Source organism: Nocardia cyriacigeorgica (assembly GCF_029868385.1).
Classification (GTDB): Bacteria; Actinomycetota; Actinomycetes; order Mycobacteriales; family Mycobacteriaceae; genus Nocardia; species Nocardia cyriacigeorgica_F.
The window spans coordinates 86946-100100 of sequence record NZ_JARWNX010000029.1 but is presented as its reverse complement, the minus strand read 5'-3'; the positions used below and the strand labels follow the sequence as shown (position 1 = coordinate 100100).

Annotated in this window: 15 protein-coding genes; 9 read left to right on the top strand and 6 right to left on the bottom strand. The window is 67.9% G+C overall.

What is annotated here, in order from left to right:
• Positions 1-78: 78 nt before the first annotated feature.
• Positions 79-1230: a M23 family metallopeptidase gene (locus tag QH168_RS06225; protein WP_280233501.1), complete on the bottom strand. Its 1152-nt coding sequence runs from the start codon at positions 1228-1230 to the stop codon at positions 79-81.
• On the opposite strand from QH168_RS06225, the gene QH168_RS06220 reads away from it, so the two are divergent.
• The 7 genes from QH168_RS06220 (at position 1222) to purH (ending at position 8998) form a co-directional block, all read left to right on the top strand.
• Entirely contained in the window at positions 1222-1401 is a 180-nt protein-coding gene (locus QH168_RS06220) for a hypothetical protein (protein ID WP_280233499.1), read from the top strand. The two genes, QH168_RS06225 and QH168_RS06220, sit on opposite strands and share 9 nt — an antisense overlap.
• 394 nt (positions 1402-1795) lie before the next feature.
• Positions 1796-2962, top strand: coding sequence for an ADP-forming succinate--CoA ligase subunit beta (gene sucC, locus QH168_RS06215; protein ID WP_280233498.1), 1167 nt, complete (start codon positions 1796-1798; stop codon positions 2960-2962).
• A gap of 11 nt (positions 2963-2973) precedes the next feature.
• Positions 2974-3888 carry a succinate--CoA ligase subunit alpha gene (gene sucD, locus QH168_RS06210; protein WP_280233496.1) on the top strand — a complete coding sequence of 305 codons (915 nt, stop codon included), beginning with the start codon at positions 2974-2976 and terminating at the stop codon, positions 3886-3888.
• 260 nt (positions 3889-4148) lie between these two features.
• Positions 4149-5144, top strand: coding sequence for a DUF5336 domain-containing protein (locus QH168_RS06205; RefSeq protein WP_280233495.1), 996 nt, complete (start codon positions 4149-4151; stop codon positions 5142-5144).
• Positions 5145-5234: 90 nt separating this feature from the next.
• Positions 5235-6731, top strand: coding sequence for a cell division protein PerM (locus QH168_RS06200; RefSeq protein ID WP_280233494.1), 1497 nt, complete (start codon positions 5235-5237; stop codon positions 6729-6731).
• Between the two features lie 60 nt (positions 6732-6791).
• Entirely contained in the window at positions 6792-7439 is a 648-nt protein-coding gene (gene purN / locus QH168_RS06195; RefSeq protein WP_280233545.1) for a phosphoribosylglycinamide formyltransferase, read from the top strand.
• Positions 7436-8998, top strand: a complete 1563-nt coding sequence (purH, locus tag QH168_RS06190; protein WP_280233493.1) for a bifunctional phosphoribosylaminoimidazolecarboxamide formyltransferase/IMP cyclohydrolase — start codon at positions 7436-7438, stop codon at positions 8996-8998. Before purN ends, purH begins: the two co-directional genes overlap by 4 nt.
• Positions 8999-9256: 258 nt before the next feature.
• On the opposite strand, the gene QH168_RS06185 is transcribed toward purH, so the two are convergent.
• Positions 9257-9712 carry a hypothetical protein gene (locus QH168_RS06185; protein ID WP_280233492.1) on the bottom strand — a complete coding sequence of 152 codons (456 nt, stop codon included), beginning with the start codon at positions 9710-9712 and terminating at the stop codon, positions 9257-9259.
• 346 nt (positions 9713-10058) lie between these two features.
• On the opposite strand from QH168_RS06185, the gene QH168_RS06180 reads away from it, so the two are divergent.
• Positions 10059-10607: a LysM peptidoglycan-binding domain-containing protein gene (locus QH168_RS06180; RefSeq protein ID WP_280233491.1), complete on the top strand. Its 549-nt coding sequence runs from the start codon at positions 10059-10061 to the stop codon at positions 10605-10607.
• 125 nt (positions 10608-10732) lie between these two features.
• Here QH168_RS06180 and rpsR read toward each other — a convergent pair whose 3' ends face one another.
• Genes rpsR through rpmB form a run of 4 tightly spaced genes read right to left on the bottom strand, consistent with a single transcriptional unit; the run spans position 10733 to position 11746 of the window.
• On the bottom strand, positions 10733-10987 hold the full coding sequence (gene rpsR, locus QH168_RS06175; RefSeq protein WP_280233490.1) for a 30S ribosomal protein S18: 255 nt from the start codon (positions 10985-10987) through the stop codon (positions 10733-10735).
• Between the two features lie 33 nt (positions 10988-11020).
• The gene (gene rpsN / locus QH168_RS06170) at positions 11021-11326 is read right to left on the bottom strand and encodes a 30S ribosomal protein S14 (RefSeq protein WP_280233489.1); all 306 of its coding nucleotides are present in this window, start codon (positions 11324-11326) and stop codon (positions 11021-11023) included.
• Complete coding sequence (gene rpmG, locus QH168_RS06165; RefSeq protein ID WP_048833653.1) at positions 11326-11496, bottom strand: 50S ribosomal protein L33; 171 nt, start codon at positions 11494-11496, stop codon at positions 11326-11328. The genes rpsN and rpmG overlap by 1 nt, the downstream gene beginning before the upstream one ends.
• Positions 11497-11509: 13 nt before the next feature.
• Entirely contained in the window at positions 11510-11746 is a 237-nt protein-coding gene (rpmB, locus tag QH168_RS06160; RefSeq protein WP_163826358.1) for a 50S ribosomal protein L28, read from the bottom strand.
• Between the two features lie 106 nt (positions 11747-11852).
• Here rpmB and mrf point away from each other — a divergent pair, with 106 nt between their 5' ends.
• Positions 11853-13145 carry a ribosome hibernation factor-recruiting GTPase MRF gene (gene mrf / locus QH168_RS06155; RefSeq protein WP_280233488.1) on the top strand — a complete coding sequence of 431 codons (1293 nt, stop codon included), beginning with the start codon at positions 11853-11855 and terminating at the stop codon, positions 13143-13145.
• The last annotated feature ends 10 nt before the right edge of the window (positions 13146-13155 follow it).

Below are 13155 nucleotides of genomic sequence, written 5' to 3'. Positions count from 1 at the left end.
ACCGGGTGACGTGTCTGCCGCGAATCAGCCTGCGCCGACGGCGACGTGGATTCGCGGTGAGTAGTGCGGTGGTGACGGTCAGTCGCGCATCTGGCCCAGGCTGATGCCGCGGGTGGCGAGCCAGGGGAGCGGATCGACCTTGTCGGTGCCGTTGAGCCAGACCTCGAAATGGACGTGCGGGCCGGTGGAGAAGCCGCGATTGCCCATGGTGGCGATCTGGTCGCCCGCCATCACCCGCTGTCCCTGCGACACGGTGGCCGTGTCGATGTGGCCGTAGATGGTGACGGTGCCGTCGTCGTGCAGCAGCCGCACCCACATGCCGAAACCGGCGGCGGGGCCCGCCTCGATGACGGTGCCGTCGGCGACGGCGTAGATGGGGGTGCCGATCGGGCCGGCCACATCGATGCCGAGATGCTGTACGCCCCAGCGGGCGCCGAATCCGGAGGTGAAGTTACCGGCGGCGAATCGGGCGAACAGCGGCCGCAGCTTGGCGGCTTCCTGCGCGGCCAGATCCTCGGCGAACTTCTGGCCCTTTTCCAGGATGTCGGTGAACTGGCTGAGGTCCACCGGCGCACCGACGGTGAGTACCTGCGGTGAATCGGGGGAGTCGGCCACGGCGGCGGGGTCGACCGAGTTCGTCGTCGAGTGCGAGGCGATCTCGTAGATCTGGTCGGCCTCGTAATCGGCGGCCATCGTCTGTTCTTCGGGTGACGCGAATGCGCACTGACCGGCCGCGACGAAGGCGCCTGCGGCGACGGCGGCGACCGCGGCGCGACCCTTGAGCGCCGAGGGCGGTGCCGGTAGTCGATGGGCGCCGCGGCTGCGGGTGCGGCCCTCGCGGGCGGGGATGACGGTCGGCGTGGCCGGTTCGGCGGAGGCGTCGTCGGGTTCGTCGGATTCGCGCCAGGTCTCGCCGCCGCTCCAGGCGCCACCGTCGGACCAGGTCTCGCCCTCGGTCCAGCTCTGCTCGGACCAGTCCGGTGACCAGTTGTCGTCGCCGTCGGACCAGGAATCGCCCTCCGACCAGGCGGCGTTGTCGTTCCATGCGCCGCCGTCGGACCAGGTGTTCTGGGCGCCGTGGTGTTCGGAGGCGTGGGTGCCCGCGGGGGTGTGGAAGCCGTATCCGTGGTGTCCACCGTTCGCGGCGGCGCCCGAGGGCTCGTCGTCGTGGCGGTAACGGTGACCCGACCGGCCGCGATTGGCGGGGTCGAGGGTCGTGCGGTGGTTCATCGGCGAGCCCGCGTCACGGTGCGGATAGATCTCGCGCTCGTGCCGTGCCCGGTCGGGGGCGGCATCGATGGGTCGACCATGGAACGGCTCTCCACCTGCGGAGTGCTGTGGTGCGTCAAGCTTGCCGTCCTCCTCATCACCTGGAACAACGGAGTCGTGACCGGGTTGTGACATCGACCGCATCGACGGTAACGAAACGATTGCAGGGTTCGCAAGCGATGTGCACGTTCCGGCGGGACATGTGAGATGGATCACGATATCAGCTCGATTCAACTCACGCGTTTCTGGGCATCGGCGTGAGGTCGCCTGGTCGTGACGGGTCTGTGATCGGTCGTGTTCCCGGCTGCGGTGCCGCTACCTGGTGACCTGTCAACAAGCTACTCGCCGGTAGCCTTGGCCAGCGGTTTTGTCTGTCCCGAGGGTGTGGCCGTGACCTGCGCCACTTAGGATGTACGTGGCCGATTGGCCCTCCATGTGACTGATTAGAGTCCGACCCGACCCGCTTCCGACGTCGGGCCGCCAACTAAAGACGTTGTGATCACAACGCAGACGAGACGGTGAATACATGGATCTCTTCGAATATCAGGCGAAGGAGCTCTTCGTTAAGCACGGAGTGCCTTCGTCCGAGGGCCGCGTCACGGACACGGCCGAGGACGCCCGCGCGATCGCGGCCGAAATCGGCAAGCCGGTAATGATCAAGGCCCAGGTCAAGGCCGGTGGCCGCGGTAAGGCCGGTGGCGTCAAGTACGCCGCCACCCCGGAGGACGCGCTCACCCACGCGCAGAACATCATCGGCCTCGACATCAAGGGCCACATCACCAAGAAGATCCTGGTCGCCGAGGCCAAGGACATCGCGGAGGAGTACTACATCTCCTTCCTGCTCGATCGCTCGAACCGGACCTACCTGGCCATGTGCTCGGTCGAGGGCGGTATGGAGATCGAAGAGGTCGCCGCGACCAAGCCCGAGCGCCTCGCCAAGGTCCCCGTCGACGCCGTCAAGGGTGTCGACCTCGCGTTCGCGCGTTCGATCGCCGAGCAGGGCCATCTGCCCGCCGATGTGCTCGACGCCGCCGCGGTGACCATCCAGAAGCTGTGGGAGGTGTTCGTCAACGAGGACGCCACCCTGGTCGAGGTCAACCCGCTGGTGCGTACCCCGCAGGACGAGATCCTCGCGCTGGACGGCAAGGTCACCCTCGACGAGAACGCCGAGTTCCGTCAGCCCGGCCACGAGGCGTTCGCGGACAAGGACGCGACCGATCCGCTGGAGCTGAAGGCCAAGGAGAACGACCTCAACTACGTCAAGCTCGACGGTGAGGTCGGCATCATCGGCAACGGCGCGGGTCTGGTCATGTCGACCCTCGACGTCGTCGCCTACGCGGGCGAGAACCACGGTGGGGTCAAGCCCGCCAACTTCCTCGACATCGGCGGCGGCGCCTCGGCCGAGGTGATGGCGGCCGGGCTCGACGTCATCCTGGGCGACGCACAGGTCAAGAGCGTGTTCGTGAACGTCTTCGGCGGCATCACCGCCTGTGACGCGGTCGCCAACGGCATCGTGAAGGCGCTGGAGATCCTCGGCTCCGAGGCGAACAAGCCGCTGGTCGTCCGTCTCGACGGCAACAAGGTCGACGAGGGTCGCCAGATCCTGGTCGACGCCGCGCACCCGCTGATCACGCTTGCGCAGACAATGGACGAAGGCGCCGACAAGGCTGCCGAACTGGCAGCGGCCAAGTAAGGAAACCGGAAATGTCTATCTTCCTGAACAAGGACTCGAAGGTCATCGTCCAGGGCATCACCGGCGGCGAGGGCACCAAGCACACCGCGCTGATGCTCAAGGCGGGCACCCAGGTCGTCGGCGGTGTGAACGCGCGTAAGGCGGGCACCACCGTCTCGCACACCGATAAGGACGGCAACGCGGTCGAGCTGCCGGTGTTCGGCACCGTCGCCGAGGCCATGAAGGAGACCGGCGCGGACGTCTCCATCGCGTTCGTCCCGCCGAAGTTCTCCAAGGACGCCATCATCGAGGCCATCGACGCGGAGATCCCGCTGCTCGTGGTCATCACCGAGGGCATCCCGGTGCAGGACACCGCTTACGCGTGGGCCTACAACGTGGACAAGGGCAACAAGACCCGCATCATCGGCCCGAACTGCCCCGGCATCATCACCCCCGGTGAGTCGCTGGTCGGCATCACCCCGGCCAACATCACCGGCAAGGGCCCAGTCGGCCTGGTCTCCAAGTCCGGCACGCTGACCTACCAGATGATGTACGAGCTGCGCGATTTCGGCTTCTCGACCGCCATCGGCATCGGCGGCGACCCGGTCATCGGCACCACCCACATCGACGCCATCGAGGCGTTCGAGAAGGACCCGGAGACCAAGCTCATCGTCATGATCGGCGAAATCGGCGGCGACGCCGAGGAGCGGGCCGCGGCCTACATCAAGGCCAATGTCACCAAGCCGGTGGTCGGTTACGTCGCGGGCTTCACCGCCCCCGAGGGCAAGACCATGGGCCACGCGGGCGCGATCGTCTCCGGTTCGGCCGGTACCGCCCAGGCGAAGAAGGACGCGCTGGAGGCCGCCGGTGTGAAGGTCGGCAAGACGCCGTCCGAGACCGCGGCGCTGGCGCGTGAAATCCTGGAGAAGGCAAGCGTCACCGCCTGATTCGGTCAAGGGCTACAGGCGGTAGCGACGCACCCCTGTGCAAGCCCTCGAATCGAGCGAATGCATTTCGGATCGATTCGGAAATATCGTGAAGGCCGCTCCCGGTGAATTCACCGGGAGCGGCCTTCGTCGTAATCCACAGGTACCGCTTCTCTCCACAGGTGACTCGCTCGGTGATGACCTCCGCGCCCGAGTGCAGTAGCGTCAGGAGGGAATCAGTCGTGAACACACATGTATGACTCGACCTAGGAGACGACGACATGTCATACCCGACCGGGGGCTCCGGGTACAACGCACCCGCGCCGACGCCCTCCGCATCCGCCAACCCCGGCCAGTCGCCGGTCGGCGCAGGCACCGAATCCGGTGCCGACGCCAAGGGGCTGCCGTTCTTTCTGACGATCGGCGTGGCTGCGCTGGGTGTGATCAGCTTCCTGCTCGGCTTCCTGCCCTTCATGGGCCCGGATATCGAAGGTCTCGGCAGTGATGCCGAATCGCAGAACGCCTTCGTCTCCGGTGTGACCGGTCTGCTCGCGCTGGCGCTGCTCGGCGGTGTGCTCGCCGGTCTGTCGCTGCTGCCCAAGCAGAATTGGACCGGAGCGGCCGCCGCGGTGTCGGTTACCGCGTTCATCGGTGTGCTGTTCCAGTCGTTCAGCTTCCCCGAGATGACCAAGGCCGAGTTCGGTGTCTGGGTCCTGCTGTTCTTCGTGTTCGTCCAGGCGGCCATCGCTGTCGCGGTGGTGCTGTTCGAGGCGGGCATCATCAAGCTTCCCGAGCCGCGTCCGGCGGCCCCGCAGGCCGGTTACGGTCAGCAGCAGGCGGGTTATGGCCAGCAGCAGGCCGGTTACGGTCAGCAGCAGGGCGGCTACGGCCAGCAGCAGTTCGGTCAGCAGCAGCCGGGCCAGGGTGGTTTCGGCGGCGGCCAGTACCCGTCGCAGCCGTCCTACAGCCAGCCGGGCCAGCAGCAGTCCTACGGCCAGGGCCAGGCGGGTCAGCAGCAGTACGGCCAGCAGCAGTCCTACGGTCAGCAGCCCGGTTACGGTGCGGGCCAGCAGCAGTCGCCGTACGCCGGTGGCCAGCAGCAGTCGCCTGCCGAGGGTGCCACCCAGCAGTTCGGCGGTCAGCAGCCCTACGGCCAGCAGCCCTACGGCCAGGGCCAGCAGCCGGGGCAGCAGAACCAGCCCTTCGGCGGTGAGCAGAACGCCGATCCGGCCGCCGACCCGACTCGGGCGTTCCGTCCCTCGGACGACAACAAGTAATCCGGCGACCATACGGTTGTCATCGGTGCTCTCCCGGCGCCCGGCGCGCCTGACCCGCTCGCGCCGGGAGAGCTGCCAACCTGAATCTTCATGAGCTCCCCCCGCAATTCGCTTGTCAGACGGACCGCACCGGTCCGCTCCGAGCCGGAACCACCGGCCGACGAGCCGGGGTTTCTCTCGCTCACTCCCGAACGCGCCAGGGTGCTGCTGCTCGTCGCCGCCCGGCCCGCCGCCTTCGGTCTCGCGGCGATCGTCATCGCCATGCTGCTGGCCTCCAGTAGCGGTCTGTCCGGTATCTCCGGCGCCATCGCGGGCGGCTGGCTCGCTGTGCACCAGGTCCCGCTCGTCATCGGCGCCACCACACTCGGTGTGCTGCCACTGCTGCCGAGCCTGCTGATGATGTGGGCATCCGGGCGCGAATGCGCGCACGCCGTCGATCCCGATCCCTCCCGGGCCGATCTGGCCTGGATCGTGGCCGCCGCCGTGGGCGGACCGCTGATCGTCACCGCCGTCTGCTCGGCGGTCGCCGAGGACGCCTCCGGTGTGCTCGCCCTGCAACCGCCGAATCCGCTGACCGCCTTCGCCTGGGTGGGCGGACTCCATCTGGTGGCGGCGGGCTGCGGTATCGCCGTCGGGCTCTGGCCCGCCCCGGCCGCCGACCGGCTGCCGTACTGGGTGATCGCCGCCGGGTACGCCGCCGCGCATACCGTGCTGCGGCTGCTCGGCTGCGCGGCCGTGGTCACGGTGATCTCCTTCCTCGTGCACTGGTCCCGGATCGGTGACACCTACTCCGGCGCGGGCGATATCGGCGGCGTCATCGGCCTGACCGTGCTGTCGCTGCTGTACCTGCCGAATGTGGTGATCGGCGCGGTCGCTGTGCTGGTCGGTGCCGGTGTCGAATTCGGTGACGCCTCGGTCGGTGTGTTCTCCGTGGTCGGCGGCCCGGTGCCCGCGGTGCCGGTGCTGGCCGCGTTGCCGACCGGCCCCGCCGCTGCCTGGTGGCCGGTACTGCTGTTGATCCCCGCGGTCATCGGCGTGATCGGTGGGCTCGATACCGCGCGCACCTCCGACGACCGCATCCTCGCCCCGTGGTCGACGCTCGCGGGTGCGGCGCTGGCGACCGTGGTGCTGGTGCTGCTCGGCGTGGTTTCCAGCGGCGTACTCGGCACCTTCGGACGTATCGGCCCGGATCTGCTGATCTTCGCCGCCATCACCTTCGGTTGGCTGGCGATCGCGGGATATGTGGGTCTGGTGTTCGCGCGTCTGTTCATCACGCCGTTCGGCAGCCCCATCCCCGGATTCGGCCACGACGGCGAGCACGACCACCACGAGAACTACGACGAATACGACGACTACGCCGATGACGAATACCGCGACGACTGCTACGACGACGATGACGACGACTACGAGTTCGGCGACTATGACGACGGCCCGGAACTGACCGTGGCGGTGGATGCCGAAGTCATCGAGGAGCAACCCGCCCTCGACAGCCGCAGCGAGCGGCGGACCGATCCACCCGAGGAGATCGTCGATGCCGAGGTGGTCGAGGCGGACCTGCCGGAAAGTCACCGAACCGACGATCGTTAGGCTCTACGGCGGGTGGCAACGATCCGGCCACCGTCCGACCCGACTTCCAGGAGTAGAGCGCTGACCTCCCCGGCCCCATCCGAAACGGCCCCGGCCACTGTCGTCGTGCTCGCCTCGGGCACCGGATCGCTGTTGCGCGCGCTCATCGAGGCCACCGAGGCTCCCGGCTATCCGGCGCGGATCCGCGCCGTCGGCGTCGACCGGACGTGCGCCGCCACCGACCACGCCGCCGCCGCGGGTATTCCGCACTTCCGGATCGCGCTCGCCGACCATCCCGATCGCGCCGCCTGGGATACCGCGCTCACCGACGCGGTCGCGGCGTACGAACCCGATCTGGTGGTTTCGGCGGGTTTCATGAAGCTGCTCGGCCCGCAGTTCCTGAAACGCTTCGGCGGCCGCATCATCAATACCCATCCCGCGCTGCTGCCCGCATTCCCCGGCGCGCACGGTGTCCGCGATGCGCTCGCCTATGGCGTGCGAGTCACCGGGTCCACGGTGCATCTGGTGGACGAGGGCATTGATACCGGCCCGATTCTCGCGCAGGAAGCGGTGCAGGTGCTGCCCGATGACGACGAGGCCACCCTGCACGAGCGCATCAAGGTTGTCGAGCGACGGTTGCTGGCGGAGGTTGTCGCCGCCGTCGCCACCCGAGGCATTGTCTCCGACGGACGAAAGGCAGTAATTCCAGATGAGCGAGTTTCCCGGTGAGTGAATCCAGCGACCGCAAGCCGATCAGCCGGGCGCTGGTGAGCGTCTACGACAAGACCGGGCTCATCGAGCTCGCGACCGGCCTGCACGAGGCCGGAGTCGAGCTGGTGTCGACCGGGTCGACCGCGGCCCGCATCGCTGATGCCGGTGTTCCGGTGACCAAGGTCGAGGATCTGACCGGCTTCCCGGAGACGTTGGACGGCCGGGTCAAGACCCTGCATCCGCGGGTGCACGCGGGCATCCTCGCCGACACCCGCAAGAGCGAGCACGTCGATCAGCTGGTCGAACTCGGTGTCGAGGCCTTCCAGCTGGTGGTGGTGAACCTGTACCCGTTCACCGAGACCGTGGCCAGTGGCGCGGCACCCGACGAATGTGTCGAGCAGATCGATATCGGCGGACCGTCCATGGTGCGCGCCGCGGCCAAGAACCATCCGTCGGTCGGTGTGGTAGTCGACAGCGGCGATTACGAGCAGGTCCTGACCGCGGTGCGAGCCGGTGGCTTCACTCTCGCGGAGCGGACCGCGCTGGCGGCGAAGGCCTTCCAGCACACCGCGAACTATGACGTTGCGGTGGCGAGCTGGATGAGCAGTGTGCTGGCACCCGACGCCGACCGGTTCCCGTCCTGGGTCGGCGGCAGCTGGGAGCGTGCGGCGGTACTGCGTTACGGGGAGAACCCGCATCAGGAGGCCGCGCTCTACACCGCCAACGCCGGCGCTCCGGGTCTGGCGCAGGCGCGGCAGTTGCACGGCAAGGAGATGTCGTACAACAACTACGTCGACGCCGATGCCGCGTGGCGGGCGGCTTACGACCATACCGAGCCCGCGGTGGCGATCATCAAGCACGCCAACCCGTGCGGCATCGCGCTCGGCGCCGATATCGCCGAGGCGCATCGCAAGGCGCATGCGTGCGATCCGGTGAGCGCCTATGGCGGCGTGATCGCGGCCAACCGTGAGGTCACCGTGGAGATGGCCCAGCAGGTCGCGGAGATCTTCACCGAGGTGATCGTCGCACCGGCGTATGCCGACGGTGCGGTAGAGGTGTTGCAGCGCAAGAAGAATGTGCGCATCCTGGTTGCCGAGGAGCCGCGTCGGGCCGGTGTCGAGCTGCGTCCGATCAGCGGTGGAGCGCTGTTGCAGCAGCGCGACATCCTCGACGCCGACGGCGATGATCCGGCCAATTGGACCTTGGCCGCCGGTGACCCGGCGGATGCGCAGACTCTGGCCGATCTCGCCTTCGCGTGGCGCGCGTGCCGTGCGGTGAAGTCGAACGCCATCCTGCTCGCGCACGACGGTGCATCGGTCGGCGTCGGCATGGGGCAGGTCAACCGGGTCGACGCGGTCGCGCTCGCGGTGCAGCGCGCTGGGGACCGTGCCAAGGGTTCGGTCGCCGCCTCGGATGCCTTCTTCCCGTTCCCGGACGGCCCGGAGGCGCTCATCCAGGCAGGTGTTCGGGCGATCGTCCACCCGGGGGGATCGGTCCGCGACCAGGAAACCATCGATGTCGCTCGCTCGGCGGGGGTCACCGTCTACCTGACGGGTTCGCGGCACTTCGCACACTGAGCGTCGGCGGATCGACTCACGCACGCCGCGCCGGGCAGCTGCCCGGCGCGGCGTCGGTCTCTTCTGGGGCGGAACGCTTCCGTTCTCGCCTTTCCACAAGTGTTGCGCACCGGTCCGGTGCGGCACCGCCAGAGTAAACGTCGCTTTCGGGAGTTGAACGACTGCCGCGATATCGGATGGACGCCCCTGATGCGCCGGGCGGATGGCCGTACCTGAACGCGCACCCGTATCCCTATGTGGCGCTGCGTAGTTCGATCCCTATGCCGCGCTACGCACTTCTCGCTCGCCGACCGGGGCCTCCAATGGCAGTTCCACCGTGCCGAAGACCGCGATCATGATGCACATCTTGCCCACCGAGTCCGCCCGTGTGCCCGAACGCAATTCGATGGTGATGGCCGAATCGGTCTCGGTGACCGTGGCATCCACTCCGTAACATTCCGGCGAACCGGTTTCGAAGCTCACCGCGATCCGATTGTCGGGCAGGGCGGTCCACGAGCTGAACGGTATCGGGTGGGCGCCGACGATGGTGGGGTCGGCGGTGAACGGCTCGCCGGTGGCGGCGGCCGGGTTCTCGGCCGGTGTGCTCGGTGCGGTGTCGCTCACCGTACTCGTAACGTCTTGCGCGGCATCGTCATCGGAGCCGCCGCAGGCCACGATCGAGAGCCCGGTGACGATCAGGGCGAGCAGAGTGGCACAGCCACGGCGCAGGGACATGGGCACACCTTAACCCAGTTCGCCGCGCCACCGGAACGGTCTACGCGTGCGCGTGCGTGATAGTCGCCGCAACCATGACACGCCAAAACGACGCGCCGGTCAGCCGCCGATTCGATGCCGAGGGAAACCCCACAGTGAACTTTCCGCGAACCCGGCGCGTAAACCTCTCCGGGATCGGCCGCCCGGCGGTAGATTCTGCTGCGATGCGCGCCATGGGTTTTCGGCCGCATCGTCGTTGGATCTGCCCGAGCCGGGCGCCGCTGTGGTGACGCCGCGTCGCCGCTTTCGGTGCGCACCGGCTCGGGCGTTGTCGGATGCTCTGCCAGTTGATCTCGAAAGGAAAATCGTGGGCGACACGTTGCGCGTTGGCGAAGGACTCGATCTCGGCCAGGCGCTGGAGAACGGTGCGTATTCCCTCACCCTCCAGGAAGACGGCAATCTCGTGCTGTCCGAGCCGGGAAATGTGGTGTGGTCCAGTGGCACTCACGGCCAGGGCGTCGATCGCGCCGTCTTGCAGGAGGACGGCAACTTCGTACTGTACAAGGGCGATACGGGCGTGTGGTCCACCAAGACGCACGGCAAGTCGGTCGACCGGGTGACCTTGCAGGCCGACCGCAATTTCGTGGTCTACGGCACCGATGGTGTCGGCCTGTGGTCGACCCGCACCAATACCGATACTCCGATCGTCGTCGAGGAAGCGGCGGCCGCGCCCGCCGCCGAGGAGGTGCCGCCGCCTCCGGCGCCGCGTACCCACACCGTCGAGCCCGGTGACACCCTGTGGGCCGTGGCCGAGCGCTTCTACGGTGACGGCAACCGTTTCCATGAGATCGCCGCCGCCAGCGGTATCGACAACCCGGACGCGATCGGCGTCGGCCAGGTGCTCACCATCCCGTAGATCGAGCACGGCGTTCGCCCGAGATATGACAAGGCCCCCGATGCGTATCGGGGGCCTTGGTCGTTGCGGAGCGTCGGTGCCGGTGGTGTCGCGGTGCCGCGAGCTGGTGGACGCGGCGGCGCGGATCAGCGGCTGGTGAACGGGAGCAGTGCCATCTCCCTGGCGTTCTTGACCGCCACCGCCACCTGACGCTGCTGCTGCGGGGTGAGGCCGGTGACGCGGCGGCTGCGGATCTTGCCGCGATCGGAGATGAACGTCCGCAGCAGGTTGACGTCCTTGTAGTCGACGGTTTCGATACCGGCGGCGATCAGCGGGTTCTTCTTGGGTTTGCGGGCCTGCTCGGCGCGGGCCTTCTTCGACGGTGCTCGCTTGACTGCCATGTGTCGGGTTCCTAACTCACGCGATGAGTGGTTCTACCAGCTCGATTTGTGCACACCGGGCAACTCTCCCCGATGGGCCAGCTCGCGTACGCGTACCCGAGAGAGCCCGAACTTCCGGAGATGGCCGCGCGGTCGTCCGTCTGCGGCGTCCCGATTGCGCAATCGTACCGGACTGGCGTCGCGGGGCAGGCGCTGTAGCGCCGACTGTGCCGCGACCCGGTCGGCCTCGGGCGTGGTCGGCTTGCGGATCAGCTCCTTGAGCTCGGCACGGCGCTCGGCGTAGCGGTCGACGATCACCTTGCGCTGTTCGTTGCGCGCGATCTTGGACTTCTTTGCCATCAGCGTTCCTCTCGGAAGTCCACGTGCCTGCGCACGACGGGATCGTATTTGCGCAGCACCATGCGGTCGGGGTCATTGCGCCGGTTCTTGCGGGTGACGTAGGTATAGCCGGTGCCCGCGGTGGACTTCAGCTTGATCACCGGCCGGATATCGGTCGATTTCGATGCCATCGTGATGCTCCGCTCAGATCTTGTCGCCGCGGGCGCGGATCCGGGCCACCACGGCCTCGATCCCGTCGCGGTCGATGGTCTTGATGCCCTTGGTCGACACGGTGAGCGTGATGCGGCGGTCTTCACTGGGCAGGTAGTAGGTCTTGCGCTGGATGTTCGGGTTCCAGCGCCGGTTGGTCCGCTTATGCGAATGCGAGACGGATTTGCCGAAACCGGGCCGGCGGCCGGTGACCTGGCAATGGGCCGACATGGCGGGCTCCCTCCAATAGGTGATGACAATCATTTTCGACAACGGCTGTTCGGCACTGTACCGTGTGGCCAGCTGTTAATGAAAACCGTTACCGAAAGGGGTTGCTGTGGCTCCCGATCGCAGAACACCGGTCGTGGTGGTGGCCGGGTCCTCGGGACGCGCCACCGACGGGGTCGACCAGGTGGCGCGCGCTCTCGGCACCGCCGCCGGCACCGTTGTCGTCCGCCACGATCTCGCCGAACTGCGCGAGGGCATCGTCCGCCGGACGGTGCGCGACGGCGCGCGGGAGACCACCTCGGTGCTGGAACTCGCGCACGGGTGCGTGTCCTGCACGCTGCGTGCCGATCTGCTTCCGCTGCTGTGCACCCTCGCCGCCCGCGATTCGGTCGGCCGGATCGTGCTCGCGCTGGATCCCGCCTTCGAGGCGGAGGCGGTCTGTCAGGCCGTCGAGGGCGTCGTGGTCGCCGGTGTGGTCGGGCGGGTCGACGGCCCCGCCGGCCGAGACGTCCGTATCGAGGCCGTGCTGACCTGCGTGGACGCTCGCCACTGGTTGGGGGATGCCACCGGTGACGACACCCTGGCCGAATGCGGGCTCGCCACCGCCGACGACGATCGCACCGTCGCGCAGGTCGCGGTCGGCCAGGTCGATTTCGCCGATGCGCTGATCGTGACCGCCACCGATCGGATCGACGCCCTCGATCGAGAACGTCTCGGCGCCGTCCTGACCCGCCTGGTGCCCGCGGCGCCGGTGTGGTGGGGCACCGACGCCGAACCGATCGCCGGTGCCGAGATCGAAGCCCTCCTCGCGCGGATCTCGGGCGACTCCCGTCGCGGACGAGTGTTCGACGCGCACGCACCGCTGCTGCGCGGGCAGCCGCCGCTCGGTACCGATCAGGGCGTGACGCTGGTAGAGTTCGCCGCGAGTCGTCCCTTCCATCCCGCCCGCCTGCACGAGGCCCTCGATGTGCTCTTCGAGGGCGTGGTCACCGCGCGCGGCCGGATGTGGCTGGCCACCCAGCCCGACGATGTGGTGTGGCTGGAATCGGCGGGCGGCGGACTGCGGGTGGGCGGCGCGGGGCGCTGGCTCGCCGCGATGACGCCGACCGAACTCGAACAGGCCGATCCGGTGCGCCGGGCGATGGCCGCGCTGCGCTGGGATGACACCTTCGGCGATCGCGATATCTCGCTGGTGATCCTGGTGCACGACGCCGATCCCGACGATATCCGCCGAGCCCTGCACTGGGCGCTGGTCGACGACGACGAACTGCGGCTGGTCGAGCGTGCGCCGGAGCGCGTCGCGCACTGGGAGGACCCCTTCGGCGAATGGCATGCCGACCCGTGCGAATCCACCGACTCGACCGGACTGCCGATCGCGGGCGAACACCGCTCGGGCGAATGAATCGAGGAAA